The sequence below is a fragment of the Desulfovibrio oxyclinae DSM 11498 genome (assembly GCF_000375485.1).
In the GTDB taxonomy this organism is placed as follows: domain Bacteria; phylum Desulfobacterota; class Desulfovibrionia; order Desulfovibrionales; family Desulfovibrionaceae; genus Pseudodesulfovibrio; species Pseudodesulfovibrio oxyclinae.
Genome location: NZ_AQXE01000006.1, coordinates 102,455 through 120,515, shown reverse-complemented (window position 1 = coordinate 120,515; position 18,061 = coordinate 102,455). Strand labels below are relative to the sequence as shown.

Annotated in this window: 15 protein-coding genes; 7 read left to right on the top strand and 8 right to left on the bottom strand. The window is 60.3% G+C overall.

Annotated elements, in window-relative coordinates:
* Positions 1-362: 362 nt before the first annotated feature.
* From B149_RS0107980 to B149_RS0107970, 3 genes are read right to left on the bottom strand one after another with little or no spacing between them, the layout of a single operon-like run.
* Entirely contained in the window at positions 363-2,690 is a 2,328-nt protein-coding gene (locus B149_RS0107980; protein WP_018124662.1) for an FAD-dependent oxidoreductase, read from the bottom strand.
* Between the two features lie 40 nt (positions 2,691-2,730).
* Positions 2,731-4,365 (bottom strand): glutamate synthase-related protein, encoded by a 1,635-nt coding sequence (locus B149_RS0107975; protein WP_018124661.1) that lies wholly within the window; start codon positions 4,363-4,365, stop codon positions 2,731-2,733.
* Positions 4,329-5,459, bottom strand: a complete 1,131-nt coding sequence (locus B149_RS0107970; protein WP_026167519.1) for a class II glutamine amidotransferase domain-containing protein — start codon at positions 5,457-5,459, stop codon at positions 4,329-4,331. Before B149_RS0107970 ends, B149_RS0107975 begins: the two co-directional genes overlap by 37 nt.
* A gap of 484 nt (positions 5,460-5,943) precedes the next feature.
* On the opposite strand from B149_RS0107970, the gene rffA reads away from it, so the two are divergent.
* Positions 5,944-7,074, top strand: a complete 1,131-nt coding sequence (gene rffA, locus B149_RS0107965; protein ID WP_018124659.1) for a dTDP-4-amino-4,6-dideoxygalactose transaminase — start codon at positions 5,944-5,946, stop codon at positions 7,072-7,074.
* An 83-nt stretch (positions 7,075-7,157) separates the two neighbouring features.
* Here the strand turns inward: rffA and B149_RS0107960 are convergent, their stop codons facing one another.
* Positions 7,158-8,531 (bottom strand): sodium-dependent transporter, encoded by a 1,374-nt coding sequence (locus B149_RS0107960; protein ID WP_018124658.1) that lies wholly within the window; start codon positions 8,529-8,531, stop codon positions 7,158-7,160.
* Between the two features lie 295 nt (positions 8,532-8,826).
* Here B149_RS0107960 and B149_RS18700 point away from each other — a divergent pair, with 295 nt between their 5' ends.
* Both B149_RS18700 and B149_RS16760 read left to right on the top strand, forming a co-directional pair.
* Positions 8,827-9,321, top strand: a complete 495-nt coding sequence (locus B149_RS18700; protein WP_018124656.1) for a hypothetical protein — start codon at positions 8,827-8,829, stop codon at positions 9,319-9,321.
* Positions 9,322-9,506: 185 nt separating this feature from the next.
* Positions 9,507-11,258 (top strand): PAS domain S-box protein, encoded by a 1,752-nt coding sequence (locus tag B149_RS16760; protein WP_018124655.1) that lies wholly within the window; start codon positions 9,507-9,509, stop codon positions 11,256-11,258.
* 69 nt (positions 11,259-11,327) lie between these two features.
* On the opposite strand, the gene B149_RS0107940 is transcribed toward B149_RS16760, so the two are convergent.
* From B149_RS0107940 to B149_RS0107925, 4 genes are read right to left on the bottom strand one after another with little or no spacing between them, the layout of a single operon-like run.
* Positions 11,328-12,605: an iron-containing alcohol dehydrogenase gene (locus B149_RS0107940; protein WP_018124654.1), complete on the bottom strand. Its 1,278-nt coding sequence runs from the start codon at positions 12,603-12,605 to the stop codon at positions 11,328-11,330.
* Between the two features lie 2 nt (positions 12,606-12,607).
* A complete protein-coding gene (locus B149_RS0107935) occupies positions 12,608-12,826 on the bottom strand; it encodes a hypothetical protein (RefSeq protein WP_018124653.1) in 219 nt (72 codons plus the stop codon).
* A 13-nt stretch (positions 12,827-12,839) separates the two neighbouring features.
* The gene (locus B149_RS0107930) at positions 12,840-13,316 is read right to left on the bottom strand and encodes a 23S rRNA (pseudouridine(1915)-N(3))-methyltransferase RlmH (protein WP_018124652.1); all 477 of its coding nucleotides are present in this window, start codon (positions 13,314-13,316) and stop codon (positions 12,840-12,842) included.
* Positions 13,316-13,972, bottom strand: a complete 657-nt coding sequence (locus tag B149_RS0107925) for a metallophosphoesterase family protein (RefSeq protein WP_018124651.1) — start codon at positions 13,970-13,972, stop codon at positions 13,316-13,318. Before B149_RS0107925 ends, B149_RS0107930 begins: the two co-directional genes overlap by 1 nt.
* Positions 13,973-14,180: 208 nt before the next feature.
* Here B149_RS0107925 and B149_RS0107920 point away from each other — a divergent pair, with 208 nt between their 5' ends.
* From B149_RS0107920 to rlmN, 4 genes are all read left to right on the top strand, one after another.
* Positions 14,181-14,753, top strand: coding sequence for a 5-formyltetrahydrofolate cyclo-ligase (locus B149_RS0107920; protein WP_018124650.1), 573 nt, complete (start codon positions 14,181-14,183; stop codon positions 14,751-14,753).
* Positions 14,741-15,505 carry a purine nucleoside phosphorylase YfiH/LACC1 family protein gene (locus B149_RS0107915; protein ID WP_018124649.1) on the top strand — a complete coding sequence of 255 codons (765 nt, stop codon included), beginning with the start codon at positions 14,741-14,743 and terminating at the stop codon, positions 15,503-15,505. The genes B149_RS0107920 and B149_RS0107915 overlap by 13 nt, the downstream gene beginning before the upstream one ends.
* Positions 15,506-15,507: 2 nt before the next feature.
* Positions 15,508-15,681 carry a hypothetical protein gene (locus tag B149_RS18695; protein WP_018124648.1) on the top strand — a complete coding sequence of 58 codons (174 nt, stop codon included), beginning with the start codon at positions 15,508-15,510 and terminating at the stop codon, positions 15,679-15,681.
* 63 nt (positions 15,682-15,744) lie between these two features.
* Positions 15,745-16,779: a dual-specificity RNA methyltransferase RlmN gene (gene rlmN, locus B149_RS0107905; RefSeq protein ID WP_018124647.1), complete on the top strand. Its 1,035-nt coding sequence runs from the start codon at positions 15,745-15,747 to the stop codon at positions 16,777-16,779.
* Positions 16,780-18,061 lie beyond the last annotated feature (1,282 nt).

The following is an 18,061-nucleotide window of genomic DNA, read 5'->3' as shown; positions in this document are numbered from 1 at the left end:
ACATTGCCCTTGGTAACTCCCAGCCATTCATCCACTCCCGACAGCCAAGTACCGCAGCAGTGCCGACTGGCGCACGGAGGTTCTTTTGATCGGTCACGCAGGTGCGAGGGGGGATTGTAGGCACAGATGATTCGCCTGGAGCAGTGACCGCGTCATAGAGTCTCTCGCCGAGAGCGGCGGCGCACTCCCACAAGCGCAGTTTTTGCCTTCTCTTTTCTACGCCAGCAAAAAAGCAGGTCGGTCGAAAGGCCGAAACCTGTAGCTGGTGTACAAAGGCGGACTTCCACTTAAAGCACCCGCCGGAGGTCAAAAAAAGGGCGCGGATTCTATCCGCGCCCTTTTGTATTCTATAACGCTACGTATCAGCCGATAGGCGTGTTCTCGACCATGTTCCAGATGCCGCAGGGGCAGGCGCTGGCGCAAAAGCTGCAACCAATGCATTTTTCCGGATCGGAAACCATCTCGAAGCCGCCGCCTTCCAGCGTCTTGCGGGAGATGGCGGCCTGCGGGCAGACGGTCTCGCAGAGTCCGCAGTCGCGGCAGGTTCCGCAGGAGGAGCACTCATCGGCGCACTGTTGCAGATTCGAGAACTCAGTGAGTCGCGGGTCGAAGTATTCGAGGGTCATGCGCGAATAGTCGATCATCTCGCGGGTATCGGTCTGGGGACGCTTGCCCTGGAACATCTCGTCGATGACCTCGGCGGTGCGGCGTCCGTGACCGATGGCGTGCGTGAGCAGGCCCGGGCGGACGATGTCACCGATGGCGAAGACCTTGGAGTCGGTGGTCTGGTAGTTGTCATTGACCACCACGTGTCCGCGCTCAAGAGCGATGTTCTCGGGCAGGAACTCCACGTCGGGCTGGTCGCCGATGGACATGATGACCGTATCGGCGGGCAGCAACTTGCCGGACTGGAGCAGGACGCCTTCCTCGGTGACTTCCTTGGTGAAGCAGGGCCACTTGAACTTGGCTCCGACTTCTTCCGCTTCCTTGCGTTCCTTGCCGAAGGAGGCGGGTTCCTGAATGTCGATGAGGGTAATGTCCTCAGCTCCGAGGCCTGCCGCTTCGGTGGCGACGTCGCAGCCAACGTTGCCCGCGCCGATGATGACGACCTTCTTGCCGGGCTTGATGGCTTTCTTCTTGGCTTCCTGAAGGAAGGTCAGAGCCGGGACGATGCGTTCGTGTCCGGGCACCGGGATGATGCGCGGCTTCTGGGCTCCCACGGCGAGCACCACGAAATCGTACTCGTCGCGCAGGGCAGTGAAATCGTCGCTGTCGAGCTTTTTCTGCAAATGGACATGGGGCAGGACCTTGCTGACCCGTCCGAGCTCGGCGTCCACCACTTCCTTGGGCACGCGGCTATTGGGAATCGCGGAGGATATCTTGCCGCCGAGGGTCTCGGCCATGTCGAAGACCACGGCTTCATGCCCCTTCATGCGAATCTGCCACGCCACGGAGAGGCCGCCGGGGCCGCCGCCGATGACCGCGACCTTCTTGCCGGAAAGCGGCGGAAGCTCGGGCACCTTGCTGTTGACGCCCTCGCGGCCGATCTTCTGGATGTCCACGGCGGGCATGTTCTTGGTCTGGCGGGTACAGCCTTCCATGCACAGGTTGGGACAGAGATAGCCGCAAACCGTTGCAGGGAACGGCGTATAGGCCAGCGCGAGGTCCACGGCTTCGTCCACAAGACCGTCGCGCACGAGGCGCCAGCGTTCCTGCACGGGCATGCCGGTGGGGCAGCTGGACTGGCAGGGAGCCGCATATTTGGCGTTCTCCCAGACCGGCACGAAGCGACGCAGCTCCCCATTGACCACAAGGGGGATGGGGCTGCGGTCGATGTCGGTCAGGTCGCCGATGAGGCCGCCCTTTCCGAGCTCATCTTCCCACACATCGGCGCGGAATGCGCTCATGGAGCGCCGCGCCGTGCCTTTCTTCTCGTACGGGGTCTTGGCGACGATGAGCTGCCAGTCTTCACGGCGGGTGAGTTCGTCAAGCAGTTCGGCACGGCCGATTTTATTCAGGAAGTTTTCGAGATTCTTGGTGAGCCAGGCCCAGGTCTCGTCGCTGATGGGTTCGAGACGGGCGTCGGCATTGGAGAAGCCGTCGTGCGGGCCGCGCACGAAGATGCGCCCGCCGACCATGCCCACGCAGGGACGGTAACCGAGGACGTTCTCGGGGTTCTGGGCTTCATGGCCGCAGATGACGGCGGTGCCGCCGGCCATGAACTCGGCGAAGTAGTCGCCGGAGCCCCCGAGGACCCACATTTCGGGCGGATCGAAGCGCGGGTTGGTCTTGGTCATGGTCATGCCGCGCGCGCCGATGTTGCCTTCGATGAACACCTTGCCCTGCGCCATGGCGTTACATGCGCCGTTGGAGGCGTGGCCGTGCACGACGATCTCGGCTCCGGCATTGAGCCAGCCCACGTCGTCGGAGACGGGGCCCATGACTTCGATGGAAGTGCCGCCGAAGCCCATGGAGCCGAGTCGCTGGCCGGGGGCGCCGTTGACGGTGATATTGACGGGCTCCTTGTCGGAGACCCAGAGGCGGCCGCCGATGCCGTGCTGTCCGAAGGCTTCGACGGTCAGCTCGCGCGCACCGTCGGTCACGGCCTGCTGGATGCGCTCTTCAAGGATGCGCGATTCGACCCTTGTGTCGTTGTCGCGGCCCTCTATTCTGATGCTTTTCGTTGCCATTGTTGTTCTCCGGTATCCTGAGGATTCGCTGTCTCGGGGCCTAGACCACGTACTTGATGCCGAGGCGTTCGGCGGCGTCCTTGTCGCTGATGCCGAGCGCGTCCGACATGCCGATGGGCAGGGACGTGGAGCGTCCGAGCGGAGCGATGATCTTCTTCAGTTCCGTGTCGAAGCTCAGGTAGAAGTCCACCACGCGTTCGGCGACCTTTTCGGGGTCGAGGCGACGATAGATACGCGGATCCTGCGAGGTGATGCCCTTGGGGCACACGCCGATGTTGCAGACGTTGCAGCGGTCGGCCTCGGAGCCGACGCAGCCCGCGGCGGCCTGCATGACGTACTTGCCGCACTGCACCACGCTGGAGCCGAGCATTATCATGGCGGCGGCGTTGGCGGCGAGGTTGCCGGTCTTGCCTATGCCGCCCCCGGCCACGAGCGGAATCTCGTTCTGGGTGCCGGTCTTGCAGAGCGCGTTGTAACAGTCGCGCACGCTACTGGCGATGGGGTGCCCCATGTGGTTCATGGACACGTTGTAGGCCGCGCCGGTGCCGCCGTCTTCGCCGTCGATGGCAAGGCCCGCGGCGTACGGGTTGCGTACGAGGTTGTTCAGCACCGCCAACGAGGTGGAGGAGGCCGAGATCTTGGGATAGACGGGTACGCGGAATCCCCAGGCCATGGACATAGACTGGATCATCTTGGCCACGGCTTCCTCGATGGAATACTTGGTCTGGTGCGTGGGCGGGCTGGGCAGGCTCACACCTTCGGGCACGCCGCGGATGGCCGCGATGAGCTTGTTGACCTTGTACCACATGAGCAGGCCGCCGTCGCCGGGCTTGGCCCCCTGTCCATATTTGATCTCGATGGCGCAGGGGTCTTCTTTCATGTGCGGGATGGCGTGGATGATCTCGTCCCATCCGAAGTAGCCCGAGGCGATCTGGAGAATGACATACTTGAGAAAGCGCGAGCGCAAAAGGCGCGGCGGGCAGCCGCCCTCGCCGGTGCACATGCGCACGGGCATGCCCAGCTCCTCGTTGAGGTAGGCCACACCCATCTGAAGCCCTTCCCACATGTTGGGGGAAAGCGCGCCAAAGGACATGGCGCCGATCACCAGCGGGTAGATTTCGCGAACCGGCGGTTTCCAGCCGTGCTCGTCAAACGTCTTCAGGGACTGCTCGGGCGACTGCACGCGGCCGAGCAGGGTGCGCAGCTCGAACTCGTGACGGCCGGCATCGAGCGCCGGGTCGGTGAGCATGGAGATGCGGATGAACTTGATCTGGTTCAGCAGGCTTTCGTCGGCATTCCTGCGGCCACCGCGGGTGCGCGGCTGTCCGCCCCTGTTGTTGTGAAACTGCAGGGTGTTGGAATGAAACTGGCGTTCGGGCCGGATGGCGTTGTTGGGGCAGACCATGTTGCACATGGAGCAGCCGATGCACGCATATGCCGGGTCGGTGCGCTGACGAATGCCGTAGTAAATGGAGTATTCATTGTGCGCCTTGGTGCGCAGCCCTGCCGGGGTCTTGATCTCGCGCTTGCGGAATACGCCGAGTTCGATGGCGCTGACCGGGCACACGGAGGTGCAGCGGCCGCATTGCTGGCAGGTTTCCTTGTCCCACTGGATCTGCCAGGGGAGATCCTTGACGCCTAACGTCGAGGGGGTAACGGGTCGTTCTGAGAGCATGTGACAACCTCCCGGCAATCGGGGCCGACGATCGCCGTATCAAGATGCATGGGTTGAAAGTCCTTGGTCCTGTCGCGGTCGGGAATGGCGGCGTCGAGGCCGCATATTTCCGAGGAGAAACCATAGATGCCGTCTTTGCCGCCGACCACGCCGGGGCGCAGTTTCTTGCGATCCTGGGTCATGAACATGGAGCCGTCCGGCAGACAGCCGATCACGCAGTTTGGACCGTCAATGATCAGCTTGCGGCAGCTGCGCTTGAGTTCTTTCAGGAATGCGGCGTCCGGGTGCTTCTCCATCTCCCCGTTGCTGAGGGGAGTGATGATGTGCTTGTAGGCACGGATGTCCAAGCCGAGTCGCTTCACGGTGTAGTGGGCGATGTGGGTGAAGACTTCGGAGTCGGACTGATACCCCTCATAGCCGGTGATGCCGCGGGATTGCAGGTATTCCCGGATGGGGATGAAGGCCGTGTTCTCGCCGTTGGTCATGGTGCCCACGCCCTCTATGAAAAACGGATGGCATGCGTACAGGTTGATGGCGTAGTTGGTGTTCTGCCTGCCCTGCGCCAGAATGTGGCGTGCGTGAATCTCTTCGCGGCCGAGCTGGAGATATTCGCCAATGGCAAGTGGATCACCCACTTCCTTTATCATAATGGTGTCCGGCCAGAAGGAAAACGCCATCATGTCGCCGGTCTTTTCACCCTCGGCGCGCAGGTCCAGGCGCATCTGCACCAGCTGCCTGCCCTGCTCTTCTTCTGGCAGATCCTTCCAATCCGCCGGGGGCTGGAAGGCGATGGAGGCGTATGTGCCACGTTTCGGCGTTCCCGGGGGCGGTTCGCTTTCGGGGGTGAACAGCACGCTGTGCTTGGCCTTGAACCCCTTGGCGGAAACATATTCGTCGGCACGCCGCAGCCCTTCGTCGGTGAAGATGCCTGAAAGGATCGGACAGTCGCCGAGCCCCTCGAACGGGCCGCCCAGCCCGTTGAGATACAGCCCCACGCCGGAGCCGTCGTGGCCCTCCTTCATGACGTTCAGAGCGTCGACGGCGAGCATGGGCGATATCGGATCACGGCTGGTGAGTGCAAATAAGCGGCACATGATCACTCTCTCCATGGTTTGAGTTCATTTTTCAGAGTCGGAAAGGTTTCCATATTTGCAATTTGGCCTGAAAGTCAAAGGAAAAAGCGTCGAATTGACATATTTTTGTTTCAAAAGGGGATTCATGGGTGTTTTGACCCCTGCGTTATGGGGTAGAAATAAACATTTTTGTTCAAAAACACCATTCAGGGCATCTTTTCAGCCCATCAAAGAGACGTTTCGCGGACATTTTTGGCGCCGAAGCAATAAACACCACACAACCACCCGATTGGGGCGCTAGCAACAAGATAAAAAACACTCGCAATCCTGCCCTGCGTCAAGAATATCTTGCGGCCGCGCACAAGTCATTTCCTTGTGAGACCACCGTGGTTGACTTCACGAGGCCGTGACAATTATAAGCGGCAGGAACCCGCGACGCCTCCAGCCCGGCCCGATCCTGCGGCCTGCGGGCCGAGACCGTCCAAAAAAACAGCAAGAAGGTACAATGATACCATTCAATAAGCCGTTCATCGTCGGCAAGGAATTGTACAACATCGCCTGCGCCGTGGTGCAGAACGGCCATCTGGCCGGTGACGGTCCGTACACCAAGCAATGCCATGAACTGCTCGGCAAAATGCTGGGCTGCAAATCGGTGCTGCTCACCCACTCCTGCACCGGTGCCCTCGAAATGGCCGCCATCCTCGCGGACGTCGGCCCGGGCGACGAGGTCATCATGCCCTCTTTCACCTTCGTGACCACCGCAAACGCCTTTGTGCTGCGCGGGGCCACGCCGGTGTTCGTGGACATTCGCCCCGACACTCTGAACATCGACGAGAGCCTCATCGAGCAGGCCGTGACCGAGCGCACCAAGGCCATCGTGCCCGTGCACTATGGCGGCCGCGCCTGCAACATGAAGGCGATCATGGACATCGCCGAGCGGCACGACCTCATCGTGATCGAAGACGCGGCGCAGTCGCTCATGTCCTTTGACGGCGACCGCCCGCTCGGGACCATCGGCCACTTCGGCTGCCTGAGCTTTCACGAGACCAAAAATGTCATTTCCGGTGAAGGCGGTGCGCTGATCATCAACGACGACCGCTTCCTCGACCGCGCCGAGATCATCCGTGAGAAGGGGACCAACCGCAGTCAGTTCTTCCGAGGGCAGGTGGACAAGTACACGTGGGTGGACATCGGCTCGTCCTATCTCCCCAGTGAGCTGACCGCCGCGTTCCTGCACGCCCAGTTGGAGAACGCCGAAGCCATCGATGCCAAACGTCGGGAGCTGTTTCAGGTATACAGCGAAGAGCTGGCCGACCTCGCCGATCGCGGCGCCATAGTGGCCCCCGACGCCGACGCCTGCCACGAATGCAACGGGCACCTCTACTTCATCATTCTCAAAAGCCTCGAAGAACGAACCGAGCTGATACGCTTTCTGGCCGAACGTGAGATCAAGGCGGTCTTTCACTACGTGCCGCTGCATTCCTCGCCCGCAGGCCAACGCTACGGCAGAGCTTTTGGGGATCTGAACGTCACCGATCAGGTCAGCGACACGCTGCTGCGCCTGCCCCTGTATTACGACATGGAAAAGGACGACGTGCGCGAGGTGGCAGCCGCCATCCGCGATTTCTTCGCCTGATCCTTCATACGACTAGCGCAAAAAAACGGCCGCCCCCGGAAAACCGGGAGCGGCCGTTTCAATATTGTGATGCAGGGTGGCGCCTAGCCGAAGAGATCCAGCAGGCCGAGACCGTTGAGCATGACCAACAGCACCAGCAGCGGCGACACGTAGCGCACGATGAGCAGGAACAGCGAAATGACTGCGCCGTTGTGCAGGGAGTTGTTGTTGGACAGGCACTCCTTGACCTTCTCCTGTCCGAACAGCCACCCGGCGAACAGGCAAATCATCAGACCGCCTGCGGGCATGAGGATGTTGGAAGAGAGCTGGTCGTAGAAGTCGAAGAAGTTCAGACCGAAAATCTTCACGTCGGCCATGGGGCCGAAGGAAAGCGTTGCCGGCACCCCACACAGGCCGAGGCCGATGGCCACGAGGATGGTCGCCTTTCGGCGTGAGCAGTCCTTAAGCGTTTCCGTGAAGAAGGCAACCGGAACCTCGAAAAGCGACAGCATGGCGCCGATGGTGGCGATGGCTGTCAGCACGAAGAACACCACCATGAACAACTGCCCCATGGGCATGGAGCTGAACACGGCCGGGATGGTCATGAACAGCAGGCCCGGTCCGGCAGCGGCCTCGAATCCGTAGTTGAACACCGCCGGGAAAATGGCGATACCCGCCAGCAGAGAGACCGTCAGGTCGGCCAGCATGACGCGCGTGGCGACCAGAGGCACATTGGCGTCCTGACGGAAATAGGAGCCATAGGTCATCATGGTGCCCATGCCGATGGAAAGCTTGAAGAAGGCCAGCCCCAGCGCCATGAGGACGGCTTCGCCGGTGATCTTGGAAAAGTCGGGAGAGAACAGGAACGCCAGCCCCTCGCCCGCCTTGGGCAACGTCAGGGAACGGATGCAGACCACCACCAGCATCACGAAAAGGATGGGCATCAGCGTCTTGGTGGTTTTCTCGATGCCCTTGGTCACGCCGCCGATGATGATGGTGCTCACAAGCGCCAGCACGCCCCACTGGAACGCCAGCGAGGACCACGGGTTGGAAACCATGGCACCGAACACGCCCTCGGCCACGGCCGGATCGGTGGTGTTCAGGTCGCCCATCGAGGCTTTGATGACATAGTTGAACACCCAGCCCGCGACGTCCGTGTAGAACGCCATGATCGCAAACGCGGCCACCACGCCCGAAGCGCCGACCAGCATCCAGGCCTTGCTGCGGGCAACTTTGCGCCATGTGCTGATGGCGTTGCTGCGGGCATAACGCCCCAGCAATATTTCCGAGATCATGACCGGCAGCCCCACGAGCAGGGTCGCCAGAATGTAGATAAGCAGGAAAGCCGCGCCGCCGTGCTCGCCCGTCATATAGGGAAATTTCCAGATATTGCCCAGACCGACCGCGGAACCGAGCGTCGCCGTCAGGACTCCCAACTTTGTTGCAAACCCTTCCCGGTCGCAATGTGGAGCTGCCATGATTGTATCCTTTTTTCTGATTGGAAGATTCGCCGCCGTGAACGCGCGTGATTGATAGAAAAAAAGAAGAACATTTGCAAGAATGTAATGAATGGCGAAAAAGAACGCTTGCTCATTTCGGAATCCGAAAAGCACAGCGTGCGGTCTTTGTTGAAGATTGTTCAGCAGCAGTGCATCGAAACAACAAAAGCATTTGCGTCAATCACGCATGAGGAGTAACGTTTCTTACTAATCCGAGATGCCCCGCAACTCAAAAAGGCAGATGTCCTCTGCTGCAGAACATCCACGAGGCACCATGGCACGGAGCAGCGGAACCAAGCAGACCGCGAATCTGACTCGCAAGGCAATGATAATCGTGCTCCTTTTCACCGTGGCCGTCGCAGCCGGACTGGGACTCGGCTACTACCGACATGGGTATACCCCCATGACCGAAGTCACCCTGAGCTCCAATATCAACATCAAGGGCCTCTCCCTCAAGGACCTGAATCTCACGAACAGCGAGATCGGCAAACTCAATCGCTCCATGGGTCGCCATTCCGGAACCTTCAAGGAGATGTTCATAGAGATAGACAAGCAGGCCGCCAAAAGCATCAGCGACAGCACCCGGTTGTCCTGGAGCATGGAGCTTACTCCGCGAGGGAAGGGCAGCGTCAAATCATGGCCGCGCAGATGTCCCAGAAAAAAACTCGTCGAAAGCATCGTCAGCTACGTCGATACTGCAGCCACGGAATACAACAGACTGAGACGATCTCCCGACATGAAGCGCGGCATTCGCGAAGTCTACATCTAAATCATTCCCCGGTGAGTCCATCAAGGAAAGGCATCTTTTGTCGCACCAGCTACAAGTTTCGGCCTGTCGGCCGACCTGCTTTTTTGCCCACAGATTTGAATCCGGTTTTATCTTTGCATCGCTCCTTTTCACCCCTTTGCTGTATTCGCTTGCGCTATTCTGCCCCCATAGCTACAAATAATGCCATGTCAGACAGTTCCATCACCACGTTGCAGCAGGCTCGGGCCCGAATCCGCGAGCTGGAAAAGCAAAACGAGGCCCTGCGTACGCAGTTGAACACCGTATATGACAAGGAACCGCTGAGGCTGTTTTTTGATCTCGGCCTTGTGGGCATGACTCTGACATCGCTGGAAAAGGGGTGGCTGATGGTCAACCAGCGGCTCTGCGACATGCTCGGCTACACGCACGATGAGATGGTCACCAAAACATGGGCTGACTTGACGCACCCGGAGGACCTTGAAGAGGATGTCCGGCTCTTCGAGTCGGTTCTTGCCGGTGAGCGCGATGGGTACCAGATGGACAAGCGGTATCTGCGCAAGGACGGATCGGTGCTTTTCGCCAGAATCGACGTCAAGTGCGTGAGAGACCGCGACGGCAAGGCGGACAAATTTATCGGCATGATCGCCGACATTTCGGATTTGCTGGAATCGCAGCAGGAACTGGAGGAAAGCAAGAAACGGCTGGACCTTGCCATCAACGGTGCGGAGCTCGGACTTTGGGACTGGAATATCGTCACTGGCGAGACGTTCTTCAGCGACAACTGGTACGAAATCACCGGGTATCAGCCAAACGAGCTGATCAATCACATTTCTTCATGGGAATCCGTTATTCATCCTGAAGACAGTGATGCGGTCTATGACATTCTGGATGCACATCTGAAAGGCAGAACTCCCGGGTTCAAGGCCGAGCACAGGATTATTCGCAAGGATGGCGACCCCACGTGGGTTCTGGACGTGGGCAAGGTTTTCGAACACGACGCTGAAGGCAATCCGACCCGAGCGGTGGGTATTTATCTCGATATTACTTCCCAGAAAATGGCCGAAGAGGCCATGGTCGAAAGCGAGACCACCATGAAAGCCATGAGTGAAGCCTCGCACGACGCCTTGATCATGGTGGATGATCAGGGATTGATCTCCTTCTGGAGTCAGGCCGCTGAACGGATATTCGGCTGGGCTTCCAATGAGGCGCTGGGGCAGAATTTGCACGACCTGATAGCCCTGTCCGAGGACGCGCGGCAAGCCCACAAGGGGATGAAGATCTTTGCCAAGACCGGCAAGGGACCTGTCATCGGCAGCATCATGGAGTTCACGGCCCGGCACAAACATGGCCACACCTTCCCCGTGGAGCGCACGGTTTCGTCGTTTCGGCTTCGGGGCCGCTGGTACGCCGTGGGAACCCTGCGCGATATCACCAAGCGCGTTCAAAGCCGTCAGCAACTGCTTGAACTGGCGCGCACGGACGGCTTGACCGGCCTCAACAACCGTAAGCATTTTTTCGAACTAGCCGAACGGGAAGTCACCCGTGCCGCCCGTTACGGGAGCCCGCTGACGGTTCTCATGATCGATCTCGACCATTTCAAGCGGGTCAATGACACTTACGGGCACGATGCCGGAGATGCCGTGCTCAGACACTTTTCCCAGCTCATGAGCGAGGCCATGCGCGATGCGGACATTCTTGGCAGATACGGCGGAGAGGAATTCATCGTGCTCATGCCGCAGACGGATGCTTCGCAAGGGCGGGAAGCAGGCGAACGGTTACGAAAGCTTGTGGAGGAGAGTCCGACGCCATGGAGTGGTGGGAGCATCCATCATACGGCAAGTATAGGTCTCGCCAGCAGTAGAAGTGTCCTCGCACTTGAAAATTTGATCAAGAAGGCGGACGAAGCCATGTATCAGGCCAAGCACGAAGGCAGAAATCGGGTAATGGCGGCAGAGTAGCAGCGTCGGTTGTTCCGGCTTTGCGATGAAATGCCGCGGGCGTCCCTGAGGGAGGCCCGCGGCACTATTTTACATGTTCTTGATGACGGAGAAGTCGCCGGTGTAACCGGCTTCGAGCACCGGTCCCATGTACTCGTCGACGAGGTCGGCGTTCAGGGGCACGGGCATGTTCTTGAGCTTGGATTCGAGCGCCGGATTCTTGGCGGCTTCGAGGCAACGCGTGATGTGCTCACGGGTCATGTTAGGCAGGTCGCTGAGCTTTTCAGGAAAGCCCACCCGAAGGCTCAGTTCGCGCATGCCTCTGGCAACGGCTTCGCCCAGTTCGCGACCACTCAGGGCAGCAAGATCTTCGGTGATGAGGCCGTGCTTGCGGTAGATTTCACCCACGCGGCGCACCTTGTGCTCGATGGCCGGAGCGAAGAACACGGTGTAGTACGGCTCCATCAGGGCGCAGGCCCGGCCGTGAGAGACCACGTCCACGAGGGAAAAGCTGTTGAGGTGCGGGCCGCTGGTGCCGCCGACCATGATGGCCTGACCGCCGAGGTCGGTGCCGAGGCCGAGGTCCATGCGTGCTTCCTTGTCGTCGGGATTATCGGTCAGCGCGAGCAGGCCGCGAATGACGAGGTCCACGCCGGCTTCGCAGATCTCAGCGCACTTTTCCTCTGTCTCCGGCCCCGCGCCGAAATACACTTCCACGCAGTGGCCGATGCCGTCGAAGGCGCCGTCCTGCGTCAGGCTTGCGGGCTGCGTGGAGGTCACTTCGTAGTCGAACACCGCACGCGTGGGCGTCACCGCTTCGTCGATGACCAGATATTTCTGGCCGTTGATGTTGTCGGTGACGTTGGAATACTTGGTCAGATGTGCGGCGGAGCTTGCGGCGAGCATCACGGACACCGTGGGCAGCAGTGTGCGGCCGTGCTTTTCAAGCGCCTCGGCCACCTTGCCCATGCCGAAGAACGGGTCGATCTCCGGCTCCACGTCGCCGAGAGCCGCGAGAACCACGGCGGACTTCACGGCGTCGATACCGGAACCGCCGTCCACGGTCACGATGACGTCGGGCTTCTTGTGCATGATGTGCGAGTGCATGCGGTAGACATCTTCAAGCGGCGCGTTGGGGTATGCGCCGCGGCATTCGCCCACCACTTCAACACCCGCATCGGCCAGTGCCTTGAGGGCGCGCTCGCGAAGCGGAGCGAACCACGGGCTGGCGAGGCGTCCAACGAACAGGGCCCGCTTGCCCAGCTCCGCAGTATGGCGCGCCAGTTCCTCGTACACGCCGAGGCCGTAGCTGTAAGTGTCGCCCTTGAATTCGGTCAGCAGTTGTTTGGCTTTCTCTCTGGAGTCCATTATTACTCCTTTTCGCTTCCGACCCCGGCCAATGCGCCGAGACCGCCTTTGAAAATCAGTTTTGTCGCCAGTTCGTCGGCGTGTTCCGCCACGTCCATGAGCTTCTCCAACCCGTCGAGGATTTCGTAACGCTTTTCCTCGTCGCAATTGTCGAACTCGAACTCACAGTCTCCGTTGGTCAGGTATTCCTGAAGACGGTTCAGATAATCCATGTCTATCATTGGAAATTCCTCGCTAGTCGTGATGGTAGGGGATGCCTTTCTGGATGCAGGCGGCCCGGTAGAGCTGTTCCATGAGCATGAGCCGGGCCAGCTCGTGCGGCAGGGTCATGTCCGAAAGACGCATGGTGTGTCTTGCCGCTGCCTTCACCTCATCCGAAAGCCCGAAGGGACCGCCGATGACGAAGGTTGGCTCCACGCCGGGCATGTCGGTCCAGCGGGTCAGCAGCTTGGCAAACCCGCGCGACATGGTCTGCTCGCCATGTTCGTCGAGCACCACCAGCAGGTCGTTCTTGCCAGCTTTGGCGAGAATCCCTTCGCCTTCTTTGGCATTGCGTTCCGGCGCGGGAAGCTTCCCCGGTCCGTCACGCACCACGCGCTCGTCCAGTTTATAAAAGCGCGAAAGTTTTTTATGGTAGTGAGCGCAGCCGTCGGCGTAGAACTTTTTCTTGAGCTTGCCCACCCATATGAAATTGATGCGACCAGCCGCCACTAGACGCTCTCCAGCGTGGCCGCGACCTTTCCGTCGGCAAATTCGATGCGCACGAATCCGCCACCGGCCACCATGCCCGGGTTGAAGACCGGCGTGCCGCCGATGTCGTCGCGTCCCTTGGCTTCATGGATATGCCCGGTGATCACCAGGTCGAGCCGCGCCTTGTCGATGAAGCTTCGCACCGCGGCGCTACCCACGTGCTGCCCGCCGCCGACCACGTCCAGCTTGCTCTCGCCCGGCGGTTCGTGAATGGCGAGAATGCGGTGGCTGTAACCGGCGCTGGCTTCGTCCAGCTCGTCGAGCCACGCGGCGATGTCCGTTTCGGGGACCTCGCCGGGCGTGTTGAAGGGCGTGGGCGTGGAATAGCCGACGCCTATCAGGCACAGATCCGGGGCGAGCTCGCGCACCTGACGGTGCAGCATCACGCCGGATTCCTCCAGAAAGCGCGTAACTTCCTGCGTATCCATGTTGCCCGGTTGGGCGTGGATGACCGGGTTGAGCGCGCGGATGGCCTCCAGCACCCGCCCAGCCTGCGTTTTGCCGCCGCAGTTGGTCAGGTCGCCGGTGACGATGACCCCGGCGGCTTCGCGTATGCCGGGGATGTCCGCCATGGCCGCCGTGCTCTCATGCACGTCGCCGAATGCGATCCAGTACATGCTCTCTCCTTGTGGTTGCTGCATGATTCCGTCAGCCCGACATTTCCGCCGGACAGTTCGGAAATATACCAGAAAACAGTTCGGCCCTCTACCGGCGGCGAGCGGTTTATTTCGGCATGGGTGCGCCCATTGCGCCACTGATATCGGTGGTGCGGAACGCTCCGGTCCGGGCTGGATTGTGCCGCCTGCCCATGCTAAGGATTCGCAGATGCAAGCAAAGCACGATCTTCGAGCCGCCATGCTGGCCGAGCGCAAGGCCCTCAAGCCGGAGGACGCCGCGTCCCGCAGCCTCGCTGTGGCGGCAAACATCCGCAGCCTGTCAGAATGGAAAAATGCCCGCGAAGTGCTGGTCTACTGGCCCGCGCGAAACGAAGTGGACATTCGTCCGCTGGTGGCCGAACTCTGGCAGCGCGGCGACCGGGTGCTCCTGCCCCGATGCCGTCCGGAGCAGCCCGGATGCATGGACCTTGCCTGCGTCACCTGCGGCGAGGACCTCGTCCCCGGCATGTATGAGATCATGGAGCCGGACAAGGCCTGCCCCATCGTGGCGGACTTCACGCCCGATCTCGCCCTCGTGCCCGGCGTGGCCTTTGACAGGGTAGGCAACCGTCTCGGACACGGCGGCGGTTACTACGACCGTTTGCTCGCCAGCTCGGGAATGGTTGACTGCGTCACCATCGGCGTGTGCTACGGATTCCAGCTGGTCGACGAGATTCACACGGAGCAATGGGACGTGCCGGTCAAGATGATCGCGGAAGAGGAACAGATATGGTCCAGATAGCCACCTTCACTCACCGGTTCGATCTTCTGCCGGGCGTGGGCTGCGCCTTCACCACCCGGCTCGGCGGCATCTCGTGCGAACCTTTTGATGCGGCAAACCTTTCCTACGAAGTTGGCGACGACCCGCGTGCCGTCGCCGAGAACCGCGAGTCCCTTCAGGAACAGTTCGGCTTCCGCAGTTGGGGTGAATGCCTTCAGGTTCACGGCACCGAGGTGCATTTCGAGCCTGCGCCGTCCAAGGCCACCGATCAGCCCGTGCTCAAGGGCGACGGCATGGCCACCACACGCAAGCGGCAGGCGCTGATGATCAAGACCGCCGACTGCCAGCCGGTGATGCTGGCCCATCGCTCCGGCAACTTTATCGCCGCCTTGCATGTGGGCTGGCGCGGCAACGTGGCCGGGTTCCCCGTCTCCGCTGTCAAAAAAATCTGCGAACGTTACCGGCTTCGCCCCGAAGATTTCCTCGCCGTGCGAGGCCCCAGCCTCGGCCCGCTGCATGCCGAATTCACCAACTTCGAAGAAGAGTTCGGAGCGAAATTCAAACAGTTCCGCGATCCGGCCACCAACTGCGTGGACCTCTGGGCCCTGACCCGCTATCAACTTCTGGCTGCCGGATTGCGCGACGAAAACATCAGCGGCATCGACCTGTGCACCAAAACCATGACCGATAGCTTCTACTCCTACCGCAACGCTCCCGTCCCGGAACGACGCACCGGTCGTCAGGCGGGAATCATCTGGATGCAGGAAGCCTGACCATGGGCATGCTGACCAAAGTCATCGTCATCCTGCTGCTGATCCTGTTCATCACGGGCCAGTTCACCCGCAGCAAGGAAAAGCGCGCCAGACGCAGGCAGAACATAACGAATCTGCTGCTGGCCGTGCTCGTGGCCGTGATGCTCTTCACGCTCATCCACACCATCGTCCGCTGATCCGCCCGCATCGCGTACTTGACACAACCGCCCACGGCCCTACATTGCCCGGGCGAGGTAAACATGATCAATCTTCTGGACCTGACCCGTACCGAACTCGAAACCTTCTGCACGCAGGAGCTCGGGCTGCCGCGCTTTCGCGCCGAGCAGCTCTGGCAATGGATGTGGCAGAAAGGCGTGGCCGACTTCGACGCCATGACCAACATCGCCAAGCCCCTGCGCGAAGCCCTGAAGGAGAAATGCGAGGTCCGCTGGCCGGAAATCGAAAAAACGCAGGTCTCGGAAGACGGCACCACCAAGTTCCTTTTCAGGATGCAGGACGGCAAGCGCATCGAGTCCGTCATCATCCCCATGCATGACCGTTACTCCCAGTGCCTTTCCACACAGGCTGGGTGCGCCATGGGCTGCACCTTCTGCAACACCGGCCTCATGGGATTCGAGCGCAACCTCACCCATGGCGAGATTCTCGGTCAGGTGCTGGCCGCCAGAAAGCATCTGGAAGACAATGATCTGCCGCCGCTCAAGAATCTCGTGTTCATGGGCATGGGCGAGCCTTTATTGAATCTGGATACCCTGCTGCGGGTGCTCGGGACCCTGCCCGACACCAAGGGGCTGAACATCTCATGGCGCCGCTCCATGGTTTCCACCGTGGGCTTTCCGGATCAACTGCGCACCCTTGGCGATTCCGAGATGGCCCTGCCGGCCATCTCTCTGCACGCCCCGAATCAGGCCCTGCGGGAACAAATCATGCCCAAAGCCGCCCGATTCCATATCGACGACCTCGTAGCAGCACTGCGAGCCTACCCCATGCGCCCCCGTGAGCGCATCACCATCGAATACCTGCTGCTCGGCGGCGTCAACGACCGTCCCGAGCACGCACGCGAATTGGCCACACTTCTCTCCGGCCTGCGCTGCAAGGTAAACCTCATCAGCTACAACGCCACCGAAGACATGCCGTATCACGCGCCGTCGCGCGAGGATGCCGAAGCCTTCCAGAACATCCTGAAGCAGAAAGGGATGACCGCCTTTATTCGCCGCAGTATGGGTGCCGACATTGCCGCCGCATGCGGACAGCTCAAGGCCGATCAGGCAAAGTAGATTTCCGAACAGCAAGTGCGATGGGCGAGGGAGGCGTCGTCGGGCCTTGCGGCCCGAGCGTTGACTCTCCTGTGAGCACCAGTTGTAGGTTGCGGCCTGTCGGCTGGCTTTTTTGCTTGCGCAGAAAAAAGAAGGCAAAAACTGCGCTGTTGGGGGGGGGGCGCCGCCGCTCTCGGCGAGAGGCTCTATGACGCGGTCACTGCTCCGTGGGAAACGTTTGTGAACACAAATACCACCCGGACCTGCGTGACCGGTCAAAAGAGCCTCTATGCCTCGATCGGCATTGCTGCGGTACTTGGTTGGCGGGAGTGGATGGTTTTATGGGAGTTCCGAGGGGGAAATGTGTGAGCTGAGAGAGTCTTGTTTAGTTGAACTCTGCTAACAGAGTTCGTCAGCCAAAACGCACAGAACCATATAATTCTCGTCAGCGGGGTTGCAGCTTGGACGCGAGTAGTGCGACCGCATGAACCCGTCAGCGGCAACCCCGCTGACAACGCATGGATTCCAAAGGGGGCCCGCCCCTTTGGTCCGCCTGAAGGGCCCGCCGTAGGCATTGCCGTTTCGCATCAGTTGCAGGTTTCGGCCTGTCGGCCGACCTTCTTTTTTGCTTGCGCAGAAAAAAGAAGGCAAAAACTGCGCTTTTGGGGGGGCGCCGCCGCTCTCGGCGAGAGGCTCTATGACGCGGTCACTGCTCCGGGAGAAATGTTTGTACCTACAAACATCACCCGGACCTGCGTAACCGGTCAAAAGAGCCTCTATGCCTCGATCGGCATTGCTGCGGTACTTGATTGGCGGGAGCAGAAGCTTTGTTGGAAGTACAGGTGGGAAGTCTGCGGGCTGACGGAATCCCGCTTAACTAAGTTTTGCTACAGAAGCCCGTCAGCCAAGCCCCACAGCTCCCAAACCCCGCTGACAACGCAGGGATTCCAAAGGGGGCCCGCCCCTTTGGTCCGCCTGAAGGGCCCGCCGGAGGCATTGCCGTTTTGCACCAGTTGCAGGTTTCGGCCTGTCGGCCGACCTTCTTTTTTGCTTGCGCAGAAAAAAGAAGGCAAAAACTGCGCTGTTGGGGGTGAGCCGCCGCTCTCGGCGAGAGGCTCTATGACGCGGTCACTGCTCCGGGTGAAACGTTTGTGGCTAACAAACACCACCCGGACCTGCGTGACCGGTCAAAAGAGCCTCTATGCCTCGATCGGCATTGCTGCGGTACTTGATTGGCGGGAGCAGAAGCTTTGTTGGAAGTACAGGTGGGAAGTCTGCGGGCTGACGGAATCCCGCTTAACTA